A 16,905-nucleotide genomic window follows, 5' to 3' on the forward strand; every position below is an offset into this window, starting at 1 on the left:
TATTAATTTTAAATACATAAATTTAGACTTTTAAAGAGCGTTTTCTTTTATAAGATTTTAGAGAAAAGTTATATCATTTTGAATTTTTACCCTTTTTACGTTTTTAGAATATGAGAATACTTAAAAAAATTCTGCTGACTTTATTGGTTATTATTGTATTGATTGCAATTGGTTTGTTTGCTTATATTTTTCATTTGAAACCAAAATACGAAGGTGAAGTGCAACTTAAAAATATAGAAAAAGAAACCACGGTTTATTTTGATGATTTTGGAATTCCTCACATTTACGCTGATTCTGAAGAAGATGCTATGACGGCTTTAGGCTATGTACACGCGCAAGAAAGATTATGGCAAATGGAATTATTGCGTCGAATTGCGCCAGGACGATTGTCAGAAATCTTCGGAGGTGTCGCACTTAAAAATGATAAATTTTTTGCGGGAATTGGTATCGAAGAAGCTTCAGCGAAAGCCATTGCAAAATTAGATAAAAACAGCGAAAGTAATAAATTAACGCAAGCATATTTAGATGGAATTAACCAATATTTGGATGAAGGAACAACGCCAATTGAGTTTACTTTGGTTGGAGTAAAAAAGCAAAAATTTACCATAAAAGACGTTTACAATATTTTCGGATATATGTCTTTTAGTTTTGCAATGGCTCAAAAAACAGATCCGTTATTGACAGATATTAAAAACAAATTTGGCGCTGCGTACTTGAAAGATTTAGGTATTGAAGGCGAATTTAATAACACCAAAATCAAAGTCTCAAAAGAGAAAACAGAAGAATATACCGAGATTTCAAAAACAATAACGGCAATGTTAGATCAATCTCCAATTCCGCCTTTTGTTGGAAGTAATAGTTGGGTTGTTGGACCTCATAAATCGAAAACAGGGAAAGTTATTTTTGCGAATGATCCGCATATTGGGTTTTCTCAGCCTGCCACTTGGTACGAAGCTCATATCGTCACGCCAAAACAGGAATTGTATGGCTGTTATTTGGCTGGAACTCCCTTTCCGCTTTTGGCGCACAACAGAGATTATGCGTACGGTTTGACGATGTTTGAAAATGATGACATCGATTTTTACCAAGAAAAAAATAAAACGGGAGATGTAACTCAATATCAAACTCCAACAGGTTTTAGCAAATATAAAATCAGAAAGAAAACGATAAAAGTAAAAGATTCTTCAGATGTTGTGATGACATTTAAAATAACGCGTCACGGTCCAATTATGAATGATTTGATGGAACGTCTAGAAAAGAAAAATCCGATTGCAATGTCGTGGACTTACACTAGAGAACCGATTCAGATTTTAGATGCAGCTTACGGACTTTCGCATGCTAAAAATATTATGGATTTTAAAAAAGCAGTTAGTTTAATTGCTGCGCCAGGATTAAATGTAATGTACGGGGATGCCAAAGGAAATGTTGGTTGGTGGGCAAGCGGAAAATTGTATCGACACAATGAAGGCGTAAATACACATTTAATTTTAGACGGTTCGAGCGGTAAAGATGATATTACAAAGTTTTTAGATTTCGAACAGAATCCGTCGGCTGAAAATCCGAAATGGGGTTATGTTTATTCTGCAAATAATCAGCCAGAAGCAATTGATAATGGTTATTTATATCCAGGATATTATTTGCCAGAAGATCGCGCGAAAAGAATTTCAGGAATTTTAGATGCAAAATCAGATTGGGATAAAGAAGCGATCAGCAAAATGATTTACGATAATACTTCTGATGTTGCAGTTGGTGTAGTAAAAGATTTAATTTCTAGTTTGGATGCAAAACCGCTTTCAAATAAAGAAAAAGAAGTAATTGCAGTTTTAAAATCTTGGAAAGGAACAACAAATCTAGAAGACGTTGCGCCAACGATTTACAACAAATGGATTTATCTGTATCTGAAAAATACGTTTGAAGACGAAATGGGCAAGGAAAATTTCGACTTGTTTACCGGAATTTCACTTGGAAAACAAGTTATCGCCAATCAAATTAAAAATGAAAATTCGGTTTGGTGGGATAATATTAAAACCAAAAATGTAAAAGAAACGAGAAAAGACGTGGTTTCAAAATCATTTCATGATGCTGTTGCTTCATTACAAAATCAATTGGGAGAAAACATTTCAGAATGGAATTGGGGAAAAGTGCACACTGTAGAACACGAACATCCTTTAGGAAAAGTAAAAGCGCTTAGAGGATTATTTAATGTCGGGCCTTTCAATTCGCCAGGATCAAATGAAGTAATCAATAATTTATTCTTCGGATTTAACGACGAAGGAAAATATTACACAAAAGGCGGACCTTCAACAAGAAGAATTGTTGATTTCTCTGATGTAGAAAACAGTTGGAGTATTTTACCAACAGGACAATCTGGAAATCCTTTCAGCAAACATTACGACGATCAAGCTGAGATGTACAACGCTGGAAAGTTTAGAAAAATGAAATTAAACAAAGACGAAATTGTAAAAACTTCGACTAAACTGGTTTTCAAACCGAGAAATTAGTTTCAGGTTTCATGTTTAAAGTTTCAAGTTCATCCTAAACTTAATAGCAAAGGTTCAAAGGTTTCAATAAAAACCTCTGAACCTTTGTCTCTTTGAGCCTTTGTCCCTTTCAAAAAAAAAATCTACTTCGAAATCTCAGCTAAAACTTTTTTTCCGTTTTCATTTGTCGGATCCAATTCTACTGATTTTTTATAATTCGCGATAGCCAGTTTTTTATCGCCGTCGGCTAAATAAGCTTCTCCTAAACTATCGTATGCATTTCCAGATTTTGGAAAAGTTTCGGTATTGATTTTGAAAACTTCGATAGCTTCTTTCTTTTTTCCATCTTGTAATAACTGGTAACCAACACGATTCATGTCGTTTTCTTTAATTGCATAAGACGGATCATTTTTTAATTTTTTATACGCTTCGGTTCCAATTGAAGCGCCTTTTTCATTATAAATATCTAATAAATCTAGAGCAAGAGATTTCTTCGGCTGATTAAAAGGCAGATTGTATAAAATAGCTTGAATGGCATTGTTCATTTCGCCTAAAACAGTTCCGCCAGTATTATTCAATAAAACAATTAGATTTTTATCTGAAGGATATCTTGAAATGATGGTGTTGAAACCATTAATTCCACCTCCATGTCCTATGGTTTTTAGTTTGCCTTTGTCGCCATTTTCAACTTCATCAATAAACCATCCGTAACCATAAAAAGCTCTTCCTGCAGAAATATACGGTTTGAATAAAGATTCCATGCTTTTTTCATTAAGCAACTTATTGGTATAAAGTGCTTGATCCCATAAATACAAATCTTCAACAGTAGAATACAAAGATCCAGCTGCATACGGAATACTCATATCAAGATACGCCGCATTTACAATTTGTTTTCCGTGTTTTTCGTAACCAGCAGCTCTGTTTTTTAAAATTAGATCGCTGTGATCGTAACCAGAATTAACCATTTTTAAAGGCGTAAAAATAACTTCCTGTAAATATTGTTCGTATGTTTTGCCAGAAACTTTTTCTATAATATAACCCAGTAAAAAATAACCAGAATTGCTGTAATTGAATTTTTCGCCAGGCGTAAATTCGAGCGGAAGATTTGAAAACGTTTTTACAAACTCTTCGGGTGTGTAAGGATTTCTAGATTTTTCTTTAAAGAAATTTGGCGCATTAGTATAATTTGGAATTCCAGAAGTATGCGTTAATAAATGATGCGTAGTAATTTTATCGCCATTTTCTTTTGGATAATCTGGCAAATAAGTCGTAATCGGAACATCTAGTTTTAATTTTCCTTCTTCGGCAAGTTTAACTATCAAAAGCGCCGTAAACTGTTTGCTGATTGAACCCAATCTAAATTTAGTGTCAGGCTGATTCGGAATATTCCATTCCATATTTGCCGAACCAAAACCTTTTTTAAAAATAACTTTTCCGTTTTCGGCAACCAGAGCCGAACCGTTAAATTGTCCGTATTCGTTGTATTTGTTTAAAATCTGTTCGATTTGTTTTGCTTTTTCTTGAGCAAAACTGCTAAAAGCTGAGAGTTGAAAAACAACAAAAAGTGCAATAAGTTTGATTGATTTTTTCATGATGATTGTTTATTATGATTTTTGGATTAATAAATGATTCGTTTTTTTGATTGATGATTGAAACTTGGTAACAAAAAGATATTCAGTATTTTAAATCTAAATTATGATTTTTTTTACTAGAATTTAATTATGTCTTCCAAAGTTTAGACGATTGTTTTTTGGTTTGGTTTCAAGATTTGCTGTTTTTTTTATGAAAAAATAAAGCACAGACCAAAACTGTTTTTCACAGAAGGTCTATGCTCATAACTAACAAATGTTTTTACGTCTAAATTAAGCAAGCAGTTTGCTTAAGAACACTAATGCGAGAATGAAAAACTTTACCATTTTATCCAGAATTAGAACATTGTAAATCTTTGATTATTTGGTTTCGATATCGACTATTTTTCTGCCGTTTTTTCCTAAATAATGCACAACGATATTTTCATAAATTTTATAGCCGTCATCAACATTGGTAAAAATAATTAAGCCTTCTTTTGTCTTTGGCAGTAAAATAAAAATGGTCTGAACGCCTTTATCTGCTCCGCCGTGCGAAAGAGCATAATTTTCGTTTCCTAAATCATAAATTTCGAAACCAAGACCAAAATATTTGTCCTTTTTTGTAGCAACTTGATGCGAAATCATGTCGTCAAAAACCTTTTTGTTTAAACCTTCACTATTCATAACGCTGCACAAAAACTTTCCGTAATCTTGAATCGTAGTTAGTAAATCGTCGGCGGCGCTTGCGGTTTTGTTTTTTGTAGGTTCGTAGGCATTTCCGCTTTTATCGTAATTGACGGCATATCTCGAAAGATCAATTTTGTCATTCCAAACCAATTGAGAATCATTCATTTTCAAAGGTTCGAAAATTAATTCTGATGCCAATTGATCTAAAGTTTTATGGAATTTCTTTTCCAAAGCTTTTCTCAAATATTCAAAACCTTCACCCGAATATTGATATTTTGTTCCTGGTTTAAATTTAAAATCCAGTTTTTTAGAGTCATTAAAATACCTCCAATTCGGAAAACCAGTTTGATGGCTCAAAACAATTCTAGTCGTCAATAATTTCAAATAAGGATCTTTTGCAATATCTGGATCAGTCCAATATTTATAAAGCGGTTCATCTAAATCCCATTTTCCTTGCGAAACCAATTTTAAAGTTACAATTGCTGTAACAGGTTTTGTTAACGAAGCGACGTTCCAAATGGTATTATATGGTGCAGAAACGCCTCTTTTAAGATTGCCGAAAGTTTTTACCTGTTTTAGTTTTCCGTCAGAAATAATTCCAAGTCCTAAAGTCGGAACATTATTTTCTTTTAGCCATTTTTCGGTTTCTTCGTCATTATCAAAAAGACCAGATTTATTGGCTACAGAACTTATCATTTGATGATTATAACTTAGAGATCGAGCTAATTTCCATTCTTTATTTTTTAAAAGCCAAAGATGTGTAAATTTTGCAAAACTGCCTGCTTCTTCTGGTTTTCCTTCAGAATATTCATAAAAGCGATGCGTTCCCATTTGTATGGCGCCGTATAGAATACCATTTTTAGATAAGGGATAAATTTCGGTACTTCCGTTAATTAATTCTCTACGGTAATTTGATTTTCTTGATGGAGAACAAATTCCGCTTTTGAGAGTTTTTAAAAATCGAGCTTTGTCCGAAATGCTGTCTTTATCGTGATAGAATTCAAAATCTTCTGTATACAAATTTTCAAATTGTTTAATATCGCAAGTATTAAAACCAATATTAAAAAGAAGACTATCTTTTGACATAATGGTTTTGTACAATTCTGAGTTTTTTTCTTCCTGAGAAAATCCAGTTTGAATTTGAAAAAGTAATATTCCAATTAAATAGACTTTTAATGGAAAAAAAGAATGATTGATTTTCATTTTGATGATTGATTGATGATTAATGATTTTGCAAAAATAATTCAATCAAAACTCCTAAAATTGTACAAAAGCGAAATCTTATCTTTTTTTCGAAAGAAAATATAAATCTGGATCGAATGTTTTTGGAGTTGTTTTAGTCACATCTTTAAACTTTTTTATAAAATGAGACTGATCAAAATACTTATTATAAAGTGCAATATCCGTTAGTTTTAGTTTTTCTAAATCAGCATTCACCATTTGATCTACCGATTTTCTAAACTTTAAAATCTGAATGTATTTTTTAATCGTTAATCCAGTTGCGGTTTTAAATTTAATCTGCAATAATCGTTGCGAAAAATTAAGCTCTGAACTAATTTCTGAAACCGAAATTTCTTCTTCTCGAATTTTAATGATTTCGCAAATCTTTTCAATTACATTTTTTTCAGAATGTAAATACGATAATTCTTCAAAATAAACATTAATAGTATTTAATAAGATTTCAATTTGAGCATCGATTTCGACTTGAAAAGGAAGTTCTTCAGGATTAATTTTGAAAATAGAATCTGTAAAATTGCTCAAATCATATTTTGGAAAAAATGAAAGTGTCCAAGCATGAAACTGAATTATAGTAACTTTAGTTTTAGGTTGAATATTCACCAAAACTTTGTTAGTCATTTGCGAACAAAAGTAGATTCCTTCGTTCATCATATATTTGTTTTTACTGGTATGAACTTCGATTGCATTTCCAGAAACAATAGCGAGATTAAAACAGCCGTTTGGCAAAACAAGTTTATTTTCGATCAGGCTTTCGCCGAAGCTATTATCCAGACACCAAATTTTATTGACGAACCTTTCTGCCTTTTGAGTTACGTAATGTTCTGAATAGAGGTTCATTTATTTTTAATTCTCTTGAAGTTATTGTTCGAAATCTTAAATTGTAGTCTAAAATAGGTAATTGAAGTTTTTTTACAAATCATTATAGGCAAATATTTCCTTTATTTTAAAGCTTATGTGTTTTTATTACTTATTTTTACGTCCCAATATATTAGATTTTCCTCGATGCAAACTTCATTAAAAATTGCAGTTGTTGGTTCTGGACTTGTAGGATCACTGCTGGCAATTTATCTTAAAAAAGCCGGTCACACCGTTCACGTTTATGATCGCAGCCCAGATATCAGAAAAATAAATTTCTCTGGACGTTCCATTAATTTGGCAATGTCCAATCGTGGCTGGAAAGCGCTCGATGCAGTTGGCGTTGGCGATTCGGTTCGTGAAATTGCAATTCCGATGGACAAACGCGCCATACATTTGGTAGACAAATTGAATTTTCAGAATTACGGTCAGGAAGGCGAATCTATTTACTCTATTTCAAGAGGAAAATTGAATCGAAAAATGATTGATCTTGCTGAAGAAGCTGGAGCTGAGTTTCATTTTGAACAAAAAGTTTGGGATGTTACGCTAAGTGATGCAACCTTACATATAGGTGAAAGCGAAAGAGGCGAGTGGGAAGAACGAAAATTTGATATGGTTTTTGGAGCTGACGGTGCTTTTTCTAGAATCCGCCATAGAATGCAGCGTCAGAGTATGTTTAATTATTCTCAGGAATTTTTAAATATGGGATATAAAGAATTGAATATTCCAGCAAATCCAGACGGAACACATAAATTAGATAAAAACTCCTTTCATATTTGGCCAAGAGGCGAGTATATGTTAATTGCGCTTCCTAATCTTGACGGAAGTTTTACTTGTACTTTATTTATGCCTTTTGAAGGATCAAATTCTTTTGAATCTTTAACAGATCGAAAAATGGTAGAAGATTTCTTCGAGAAAAATTTCCCAGATTCGATAGAAGTAATTCCAGAATTGGCAAACGATTTCTTCAAAAATCCAACGAGTACTTTGGTTACAATGAAATGTTTTCCTTGGACTTTTGAAAATAAAATCGCTTTAATTGGAGATGCTTGTCACGCGATTGTTCCGTTTTACGGGCAAGGAATGAATGCAGGTTTTGAAGATATTACGGTTTTAAATGAAATGATTGAAAAATACGGAGACGATTGGAAAAAGATTTTCGCAGAATATCAGATTTCAAGAAAACCAAATACAGATGCAATTGCAGAACTTTCGTATCGAAATTTTCTTGAAATGAGTACCAAAACTGCGGACGAAAAATTTTTATTGCAAAAGAAAATAGAGAAAATATTCTCAGATAAACATCCAGATAAATGGATTCCGCTTTACAGCCGCGTCACTTTTAGCGATCGTCCGTATGCAGAAGCATTAGCAATTGGCGATTTTCAAAACGGAATTATGGAAGAAGTTTTAAAACTAGACAACATAGAAAATATCTGGAACTCACCAGAAGTTGAAAATAAAATTTTGGAGTTGCTGCAAAACGCATAATTTTTTAAACAATATAAGTTAAATAAGCTAAAATAATGCTTTGCGAATAAAATGATAAACCCGACAGGTTTTAAAACCTGTCGGGTTTGGTATTTATTGACTTAATATAATTCAACATATAAATTAAATGAACTTATATAACTTATATGGTTTAATATTTTTTACTTCTTAAAGATTTTGGTTAAAACGCCAAAAACACCTCTAATAAAGGTAGCGCTTGTTACTACTTTCAAAACTGATTTTCCAACAACGCTTGCCGTACTCGGTTCTGCTTTTGAAGATTTTGTTGGTGCTTTTTCTTCTTGTTCAATTGCGGTTTGATTTGCTTCTTCTATTTTTTTTGTTAGAATTTCATAAGCGCTTTCGCGATCTATTTCTTCAACATATTTCTTAACTAATTTAGATTTGGCATTTATTTCGTCAATTTCTTCATTTGTTAAAATATCCATTCTGCTCATTGGCGCGCGCATCATAGTTGCAACCAAAGGAGTCGGAATACCTTTTTCGTTTAGCGCAGTAACCAAAGCTTCACCGATTCCTAAACTAGTTAGCAATTCGTCTGTTTTATAAAATTCCGAAGTTGGGTAATTGTCTGCCGTTTTTTTAATAGCCTGACGATCATTTGCTGTAAAAGCTCTAAGCGCGTGCTGAATTTTTAAACCCAATTGCGCTAAAACCCCACTCGGAACATCCATTGGGTTTTGCGTTACAAAATAAACACCAACACCTTTAGAACGAATTAATTTTACAATAGTTTCAATTTGTTCTAATAAAGCTTTGCTTGCTTCGTTAAAAATTAAATGCGCTTCATCAATAAAAATCACCAACTCTGGTTGATCTGCATCTCCTTTTTCAGGCATTTTTTGATAAATTTCAGCAAGAAGACTTAACATAAAAGTCGAGAACAATTTAGGTTTGTCCTGAATATCCGTCAAGCGAATGATATTTACGTAACCTTTTCCGTTTTCATCGATTCGCATTAAATCATCGGTTTCAAAAGATAATTCGCCAAAAAATAAATCACCGCCTTGTTGTTCTAATTCTATAATTTTTCTCAGAATTGTTCCAGTAGTTGCCGTGGAGATTTTTCCATAATTCGCAGCAATTTCATCTTTTCCTTCTTCAGTAATATAATTGATAACTTTTTTAATGTCTTTTAAATCCAATAAAGGCATTTGGTTATCATCGCAATATTTAAAGATTACAGCAACAACGCCAGCTTGCGTATCATTAAGGTCTAATATTCTAGAAAATAATACAGGTCCGAACTCGGAAACGGTCGCTCTTAAACGTACACCATTTTGTTTTGATAAAGACATTAATTCTACAGGAAACGAAGCTACATTATAAGGTATATTCATTTTAGCATGACGTTCTGTAATAAAGCTTTGTTCTTTTCCTTCTTTGGCTATACCGCTAAAATCACCTTTAATATCCATCATCAAAACAGGAATTCCCGCATTAGAAAGCTGTTCTGAAAAAACCTGAATTGTTTTAGTTTTTCCGGTTCCTGTTGCACCAGCAATTAATCCGTGGCGATTTAAAGTTTTAAGCGGAATTTTAACATGTGCTTCTGCAAGTGGCTCTCCATCAAGTATTGCCCCTCCTAAGATGATACTATCACCCTTTGAAGAATACCCTATATTTATAGCTTCAATAAAATTGTCTTTTTTATTCATGTTTTTATTTGTAATTTAGGTGATTATATAAGTGTAGCTTTGTTTTAGAGCGGTTTTATTATGTTTTTTTTTAGTAAGAAAAAGGCTTTTTTGATTGAAATATTAATAAAAAAAAAATTCGCAGCTTTTTAAGAAGATATCAAAGGAATCTTTGAATATTTACTAAAACGTTGTAATTTTTCTAATTATCGTCGTATTTTTTGTTTTATCTAAAAAATGACGCGACCAATTTAATGAGATATTTTTTAAATTGAAGTTAAATTTCGGTCAATTAAATTAAAAAAAGTTTTTTTATTTAAACTAAACGTATAAATTTGCTCCTCTACAAGTTAAATATAACTAAAAAATAAAAATTATTTAAAACTATTAAAATTAAAAAAAATGGCAAACGTTAAAGTTAAAAAAGAGAGCACTTCAAATGGGGGAGGAATGATTACAGGAATCATTATTGTAGCGTGTATCTTAGTTGGGTTTTTAATTTGGAAATTCGTTATGGGTTCTCCTGCTAACTTTGAGGGAGGGAATCCAGAAACTGGTCACCCAATCAATACTTTAGGAATGGTATACAAAGGAGGTTTTATTGTACCAGCATTATTAGGTATGTTCTTAATGGTTGTTGTTTTTTCTATTGAAAGATTTATTGTTATCTCTAAAGCTGCTGGAAAAGCTAATTTAGATACATTCATGAAAAATGTTCAAGGTAGTATTAAGGAAGGAAACATCGAGGCTGCTATCGCTTCATGTGACAAACAACAAGGTTCTGTTGCAAACGCAATTAAATCTGCTTTGATTAAATATCAAGACGTTAAAAAAGAAGGATTCAACAGTGAAGAAGCTTCTGAAGTAATCCACAAAGAAATCGAAGAGGCAACTTCATTAGAAATGCCAATGTTAGAGAAAAACATGACTATCGTTTCTACTTTAGTATCTTTAGGAACATTAGGAGGTTTATTAGGAACTGTATCAGGTATGATTAAAGCGTTTGGTGCGTTAGCTTCTGCTGGAACTCCAGATCAAGCTGCTCTTGCAACAGGTATCTCTGAGGCACTTATCAACACTGCAACAGGTATCTCTACTTCTGTATTAGCGATCATCTCTTACAACTTCTTTACTGCTAAAATTGACGATTTAACTTACTCTATCGATGAGGCTGGTACTACAATCGTTAATACTTACAGAAAATTCAGAGGAAGTTTAAGACAATAATTAATTTTTGATATTTCAATTTCAATATCAAAAAAATAAAATAAAAAGATAATGGCTAAAATAAAAATGAAAAAAAAGTCGACATCGACAGATATGACTGCGATGTGTGATGTTGCATTCCTTTTGCTAACGTTCTTTATTTTGACCGCTACTGCTAAAGTGCCAGAAGCACTTCCTGTAGACATGCCTTCTTCTGTTGCTCAAACTAAATTGCCAGATTCAGATTTGGCTATTATTACAATAGGAAAAGGAAAAGTGTTTTTTGACATCAAAGGTAGAGAGATTCGTAAAAGAACTCTTGAAGGAATGGGAGCAAAATACGGTATCAACTTCTCAGAAGAAGATAAAACCAAATTTTCTCTTATGGACGATTTTGGTGTGCCAATCGCAGGTTTAAAGCAAATCATTGATATGAAAGCGGCGGACAGAACCAAAGCAGAACAACCTGGAATTCCTTTGGATTCATTAGATAATCAATTAAAAGAATGGCTTCTTATTTCTAGAAGAGCGACAATTGATTTAGATGACAAAGAATTACAGATTGCTATAAAAGGAGATGCTAAAGAAGAATATCCAAAAATTAAAAAAATTATGGATATCTTACAAGATCAGAAAATCAACTCTTTTAACTTGGTTACAGGTAAGAGAGGGAGAGACTTTTAATTAAAAAATATACACTAAAATGGCTGAATTAAATACTGGCGACGGCGGTGGTGGTAAAGGCGGTAAAGTAAGAAGCAAAAAACAAAGCTCGAAAGTCGATTTAACGGCGATGGTAGATTTGGCATTCTTATTGATTACATTCTTTATGTTAACTACTTCGTTGTCAAAACCTCAATCCATGGATTTGTCTCTGCCAGATAAAGATCCGAATGAGAAAGATAATAAAGACACTAAAGTAGACGAGAATCGTACCATGACAGTAATGTTAGGTGGTGATAACAAAATGGTTTACTATATGGGTTTATTAGCTACTCCTAAAGTAGGTCCTAAAGACATTACTTATGGTAAAGATGGAATCCGTAGAGAATTGTTGAAACAAAAGAAAAATGTTTTAGCATATTCTGCAAGTTTAGGGAAACCTAAAAATGGTATCATTGTGATCATTAAACCAACTAAGAAATCAAATTACCGTAATTTGGTTGATATTTTGGATGAAATGGCAATTACAGGAGTAGATACTTATGCTATCGTTCCTGAGTTTACACCAGAAGAGACAAAAGTGATTGATAAAAAATAAGAGCAATCTTAAATTTTATCAACTTAAAAATCAAGAGATATGAAATTAGATATTATAAAAAATCAATGGCTTGATATCGTATTCGAAGGGCGTAATAAGATATATGGGGCATACGAGCTAAGAAAATCGAACGGTAAGACAACTGTGAAAGCACTTATTATCGGTTCTATTATTTTTAGTTTTGCTGTAGCTGCACCTCTTATTGCTAGTTTACTACCAGATTCGCAAGAAGTGGAAGAAAACAACGATATTAAGATCGCAACGGTAAAATTACCTCCTAAGAAAAAAGAGGAAATTAAACCAAATCAACCGCCACCACCACCACCACCACCAAAAGTGGATCAGGTGAAATTCGTAAAACCGGTGGTTGCGAAAGCAGAAGAAGTAACTGAAGATCCACCAAAAATTGTGGATTTGAAGGATAAAAAAGTTGGTGCTGAAACTATCAAAGGAGATCCAGATGCAGTTTTAACTGTAGATGAGCCAGTTGGAAAAGGTCCAGTATCAGAGGTTGTACAAGAAGATAACACTGTATATAACACAGCTGGTATCGAAGTAAAACCAGATTTTCCAGGAGGAATTGATAAATTCTACAAATTCGTAGGTAACAATTATAAAACTCCAGAGGAAGAAGGATTAAAAGGTAAAGTTTACGTTACGTTTGTAGTTGAAAAAGACGGGTCGTTAACAGATATCAAAGTTTTAAGAGATATCGGTTACGGAACAGGAGCAGAAGCAATTCGTGTTCTTAAAAAATGTCCAAAATGGACTCCCGGCGAGCAAAATGGTAAAAAAGTTAGGGTATTATACTCTCTTCCTATTACTATTCAATCTGCAGAATAATGTTAAAAGATATGCTTAATAATATTCAGAAGAAATCGCTCAAAGAGCGATTTCTTCTTGTTTTAGGAATACTGTTTTTTTTAATTTATCTTGTACTCGGTTTAATGATTATGTTCTGGAAAAAACTTCCGCTTAATATGGAACCAAAATACAGATATGCTTTCGGAGGATTGCTAATTGTATATTCTGCAATTAGATTTTTAAGGTTAATTAATTCAAAAGATTAAAAAGATATGTTGAAATATAGTAAGGCTTTGGGGTTAATAGTTTTTGTCTTTTTGTTTGTTACTTGCAACCAAAAAAATAAGAATGAGGCTGAAAAAGAAACCATTTTAAAAGGATCACTTGATATTGCAGTTGATGAAACAGTAAAGCAAATTGTAGATGATCAGGTTGCTGTTTTTGAAGGAACTTACTATGATGCAAAAATTACGGTTAAACCAGAATCGGAAGCTGAAGTAATCAATGATTTGTTGAATCAAAAAACAAAAGTTGCAATAACGACTAGAGATTTAACGGCAGAGGAAAAAGCTAGATTTGAAAAAAGTAAAATCAATCCGCGTGTAACACCTTTTGCTCATGATGCTATTGCATTTATTTCAAGTAAAAACAATAATGATACACTTATTGCGTTGAAAAGTGTAATCGATTTTCTTCAAGGTAAACCTGATCCCAAAATTAAAGGGTTGGTTTTTGATAATCCTAACTCAAGTACAGTTCGTTATATAAAAGATTTAGCGAAAGTAAAAGAGGTTCCGAAATCTGGAGTTTTCTCGTTTAAAACAAATAATGAAGTGATCAAATTTGTTTCTGAAAATGAAGGTATGATTGGAGTTATTGGTATTAACTGGTTTTATCAACCTACTCCCGAGATGACGGAAACTATAAATAAAATAAACGTTCTTTATGTAAAAGGCTTAAATAGTAATGAATACTCTAGCCCTACTCAAAATGACTTAGAAATTGGGAAATACCCTTTGGCACGTGATTTGTTTATAATTAACTGTCAAGGTTATTCAGGACTAGGAATGGGATTTGCTTCATTTATAGCTGGAGACATTGGACAAAGAATCGTTTTGAAATCAGGTTTACTTCCATACAAAACTCCTGGAAGAAAACTTAAAATAAGAAATGAAATTATAAAAGATAAAGAATAAATTAATTACGATAGAAAGATGAATAAATTTAAAATTTTTAGTCTTGCATTAGTAGCTTCGGCGACTGCGGCAACAGCGCAAGACATCAATGAAGCAAAAAAGGCTATTGATGCAGAACAGTTTGATAAAGCAAAAACAATACTTAAATCAATCATTAAATCTAAACCTTCTGACGGTGAAGCGAATTTTGTTTTAGGAAATGTTTATTTAAATCAATCTGTTGTTGACTCTGCAAAAATCTATTACAATAATGGATTACAAGCTTCAGATAAGAAAAACTTAAGCTATATTGGTTTAGGACAGTTAGATTTAGATGCTAAGAATACAGCAGCTGCTCAAGCAAATTTTGCTTTAGCAACAAAAGATATGAGAAAAAAAGATGTAAATGAATTTATTTACATTGCTAGAGCTTATATGAATTCGGAAAATCCAGACTACAAAAGTGCTGTTGATGTTTTAAAACGTGCTTTATTGGTTGATCCTCAAAATGCTCAAGCTCTTTTAGCTATTGGAGATGCATATTATGGATCTAACAATCAAAATGATGCATACAAATCTTACCGCGATGCATTTACTGCTGATAACACTTTGTTAAGAGCGAAAATGCAATTAGGAGTTTTGTTGAAAGGAGCTAAATCTTACGACGAAGCTATTAAATCATTTAATGAAGTTATTGCTTTAAATGCTAATTACGGACCAGTTTACAGAGAGCTTGCTGAAACGTATTACAAATGGGCGAGAAACAAGCCTTCTACAGCTAAAGTTAATTTGCAAAATGCAATTACAAACTATGAGAAATATTTGAGTTTAACAGATTACTCTTTAGATTCAAAAATGCGTCACGCAGATTTCTTGATCTTGGTTAAAGATTACAAACAATTAGAAACTGTAGCAAACAAAATGATTGCTCAGGATAAAGTAAATCCTAGAATCTTTAGATATTTAGGTTATGCTGCTTATGAAAACGGAAATGTTGACGTGGCTATTAAATCTATTGAAGATTTTATTAAAGCTCCAGGAAATAAAGTAATTGGAAGAGATTACTACTATTTAGGTTTAGCTAAAATTAAAAAAGGAACTGCTGCTGATGGAACAATTGATCAAGCTGCTTTTGACGCTGGTCTAGCTGACATCAAAAAAGCAATCGAATTAGAGCCATTAGTAGTTGAAGAATTTGCTGATTTTGGAAAAGAATTATTTAGTAAAAAACAATATACACAAGCTGCATCAATCTTTGAGCTTGGTGCAAACAATAAAGAGTCTAAAAATTATTTAGATGATGCTGTATATTATGGAATTTCTGTTTACTACGGTAATGCTGGTAAACCTGCTGAAAGCCGTGATAAAGCTGCTTTAGAAAATGCAAACGCTACTTTTGATAAAGTTCTTGAAGCATCTCCATCATATGATGAAGCTTACTTGTACAAAGGAAGAATCAACAGTGCATTGGATAAAGATGATATGATTATTAAAAACTACGAAGAGTATGTTACTAAAATAACTGCTAAAGGTCCAGAAGAGTTAGCAAAACCTGCAACAACTAAAAAAGTTATTGAGGCTTACAATGCAATTGGTGCTGCTTATGCAAATACAGACAAAGCTAAAGCTGTTGAATATTTCAATAAAACTTTAGTATTAGATCCAGCAAACTCTTATGCTACACAGTCTATAAAATCTTTAAAATAATCTAGATTTTTATAATAAATCAAAAACCGATAGTTCAAAAAACTATCGGTTTTTTTGTTATGTATATTATTGACTATCTTTGCACTCTTAAAATAATATAATGTTACCAAAAGAAATACAGTTAGAAGTAAATAAAGGAGCAATGCTTCCTTTGATGGAGGAGTTTTATACCATTCAAGGAGAAGGTGCGCATACAGGGCGGGCTGCTTATTTTATTAGGATAGGAGGATGCGATGTTGGGTGTCATTGGTGTGATGTTAAAGAAAGCTGGAATGCAGAAATTCATCCGCCAACAAGCATTGACTTAATTGTAGATAACGCGGCAAAATATGCTGATACTGTTGTTGTAACAGGTGGAGAACCTCTATCTTGGGATATGACGCTTCTGACAAAAAGTTTAAAAGAAAAAAACTTAAAGGTTCATATAGAAACCTCAGGTGCTTTTCCGTTATCAGGAGTATGGGATTGGATTTGTCTTTCTCCGAAAAAAAATAAATTACCTACTCAAACTGTTTACGATAATGCACATGAGTTGAAAGTGATCATTTATAATAAACACGATTTTATTTTTGCTGAGGAACAAGCAGAATTAGTTAATGATAATGCTATCTTGTTTCTGCAACCAGAGTGGAGCAAAAAAGAAGAAATGACGCCGCTAATTGTTGATTATGTTATGAATAATCCGAAATGGAGAGTTTCATTACAAACGCATAAGTATTTAAATATTCCATAAAAAAATCCCTTCAGACGAAGGGATTTTTTGTTTAGCTGAAG

General features: G+C 32.6%; 14 protein-coding genes. 10 read left to right on the forward strand and 4 right to left on the reverse strand.

Features of this window, described 5'->3' with window-relative positions:
• Nucleotides 1-110 precede the first annotated feature (110 nt).
• On the forward strand, nucleotides 111-2,501 hold the full coding sequence (locus tag P0R33_RS14995; protein ID WP_276171981.1) for a penicillin acylase family protein: 2,391 nt from the start codon (nucleotides 111-113) through the stop codon (nucleotides 2,499-2,501).
• Nucleotides 2,502-2,623: 122 nt separating this feature from the next.
• Here P0R33_RS14995 and P0R33_RS15000 read toward each other — a convergent pair whose 3' ends face one another.
• The 3 genes from P0R33_RS15000 to P0R33_RS15010 all read right to left on the reverse strand — a co-directional run bounded on the left by P0R33_RS15000 (nucleotide 2,624) and on the right by P0R33_RS15010 (nucleotide 6,811).
• Nucleotides 2,624-4,072: a serine hydrolase gene (locus P0R33_RS15000; RefSeq protein ID WP_276171982.1), complete on the reverse strand. Its 1,449-nt coding sequence runs from the start codon at nucleotides 4,070-4,072 to the stop codon at nucleotides 2,624-2,626.
• Between the two features lie 357 nt (nucleotides 4,073-4,429).
• Entirely contained in the window at nucleotides 4,430-5,938 is a 1,509-nt protein-coding gene (locus P0R33_RS15005) for a class A beta-lactamase-related serine hydrolase (RefSeq protein WP_276171983.1), read from the reverse strand.
• A gap of 78 nt (nucleotides 5,939-6,016) precedes the next feature.
• A complete protein-coding gene (locus tag P0R33_RS15010; RefSeq protein ID WP_276171984.1) occupies nucleotides 6,017-6,811 on the reverse strand; it encodes a helix-turn-helix transcriptional regulator in 795 nt (264 codons plus the stop codon).
• Between the two features lie 165 nt (nucleotides 6,812-6,976).
• Here P0R33_RS15010 and P0R33_RS15015 point away from each other — a divergent pair, with 165 nt between their 5' ends.
• Nucleotides 6,977-8,320 (forward strand): NAD(P)/FAD-dependent oxidoreductase, encoded by a 1,344-nt coding sequence (locus P0R33_RS15015; RefSeq protein WP_276171985.1) that lies wholly within the window; start codon nucleotides 6,977-6,979, stop codon nucleotides 8,318-8,320.
• A gap of 161 nt (nucleotides 8,321-8,481) precedes the next feature.
• Here the strand turns inward: P0R33_RS15015 and P0R33_RS15020 are convergent, their stop codons facing one another.
• On the reverse strand, nucleotides 8,482-9,999 hold the full coding sequence (locus P0R33_RS15020; protein ID WP_276171986.1) for a helicase HerA-like domain-containing protein: 1,518 nt from the start codon (nucleotides 9,997-9,999) through the stop codon (nucleotides 8,482-8,484).
• Between the two features lie 381 nt (nucleotides 10,000-10,380).
• On the opposite strand from P0R33_RS15020, the gene P0R33_RS15025 reads away from it, so the two are divergent.
• From P0R33_RS15025 to P0R33_RS15060, 8 genes are all read left to right on the forward strand, one after another.
• Nucleotides 10,381-11,205, forward strand: coding sequence for a MotA/TolQ/ExbB proton channel family protein (locus P0R33_RS15025; RefSeq protein ID WP_184159650.1), 825 nt, complete (start codon nucleotides 10,381-10,383; stop codon nucleotides 11,203-11,205).
• Nucleotides 11,206-11,256: 51 nt separating this feature from the next.
• Nucleotides 11,257-11,868: a biopolymer transporter ExbD gene (locus tag P0R33_RS15030; protein ID WP_276171987.1), complete on the forward strand. Its 612-nt coding sequence runs from the start codon at nucleotides 11,257-11,259 to the stop codon at nucleotides 11,866-11,868.
• Between the two features lie 19 nt (nucleotides 11,869-11,887).
• Nucleotides 11,888-12,445, forward strand: a complete 558-nt coding sequence (locus P0R33_RS15035) for a biopolymer transporter ExbD (RefSeq protein ID WP_276171988.1) — start codon at nucleotides 11,888-11,890, stop codon at nucleotides 12,443-12,445.
• A 39-nt stretch (nucleotides 12,446-12,484) separates the two neighbouring features.
• Entirely contained in the window at nucleotides 12,485-13,288 is an 804-nt protein-coding gene (locus P0R33_RS15040) for an energy transducer TonB (protein WP_276171990.1), read from the forward strand.
• A complete protein-coding gene (locus tag P0R33_RS15045; protein WP_276171991.1) occupies nucleotides 13,288-13,515 on the forward strand; it encodes a hypothetical protein in 228 nt (75 codons plus the stop codon). Before P0R33_RS15040 ends, P0R33_RS15045 begins: the two co-directional genes overlap by 1 nt.
• 6 nt (nucleotides 13,516-13,521) lie before the next feature.
• On the forward strand, nucleotides 13,522-14,445 hold the full coding sequence (locus P0R33_RS15050; protein ID WP_276171992.1) for a substrate-binding domain-containing protein: 924 nt from the start codon (nucleotides 13,522-13,524) through the stop codon (nucleotides 14,443-14,445).
• A gap of 18 nt (nucleotides 14,446-14,463) precedes the next feature.
• On the forward strand, nucleotides 14,464-16,131 hold the full coding sequence (locus tag P0R33_RS15055) for a tetratricopeptide repeat protein (RefSeq protein ID WP_276171993.1): 1,668 nt from the start codon (nucleotides 14,464-14,466) through the stop codon (nucleotides 16,129-16,131).
• Nucleotides 16,132-16,231: 100 nt separating this feature from the next.
• Nucleotides 16,232-16,864, forward strand: a complete 633-nt coding sequence (locus P0R33_RS15060) for a 7-carboxy-7-deazaguanine synthase QueE (protein ID WP_276171994.1) — start codon at nucleotides 16,232-16,234, stop codon at nucleotides 16,862-16,864.
• The last annotated feature ends 41 nt before the right edge of the window (nucleotides 16,865-16,905 follow it).

Origin of the sequence: Flavobacterium sp. YJ01 (genome assembly GCF_029320955.1) — a bacterium.
GTDB lineage: Bacteria > Bacteroidota > Bacteroidia > Flavobacteriales > Flavobacteriaceae > Flavobacterium.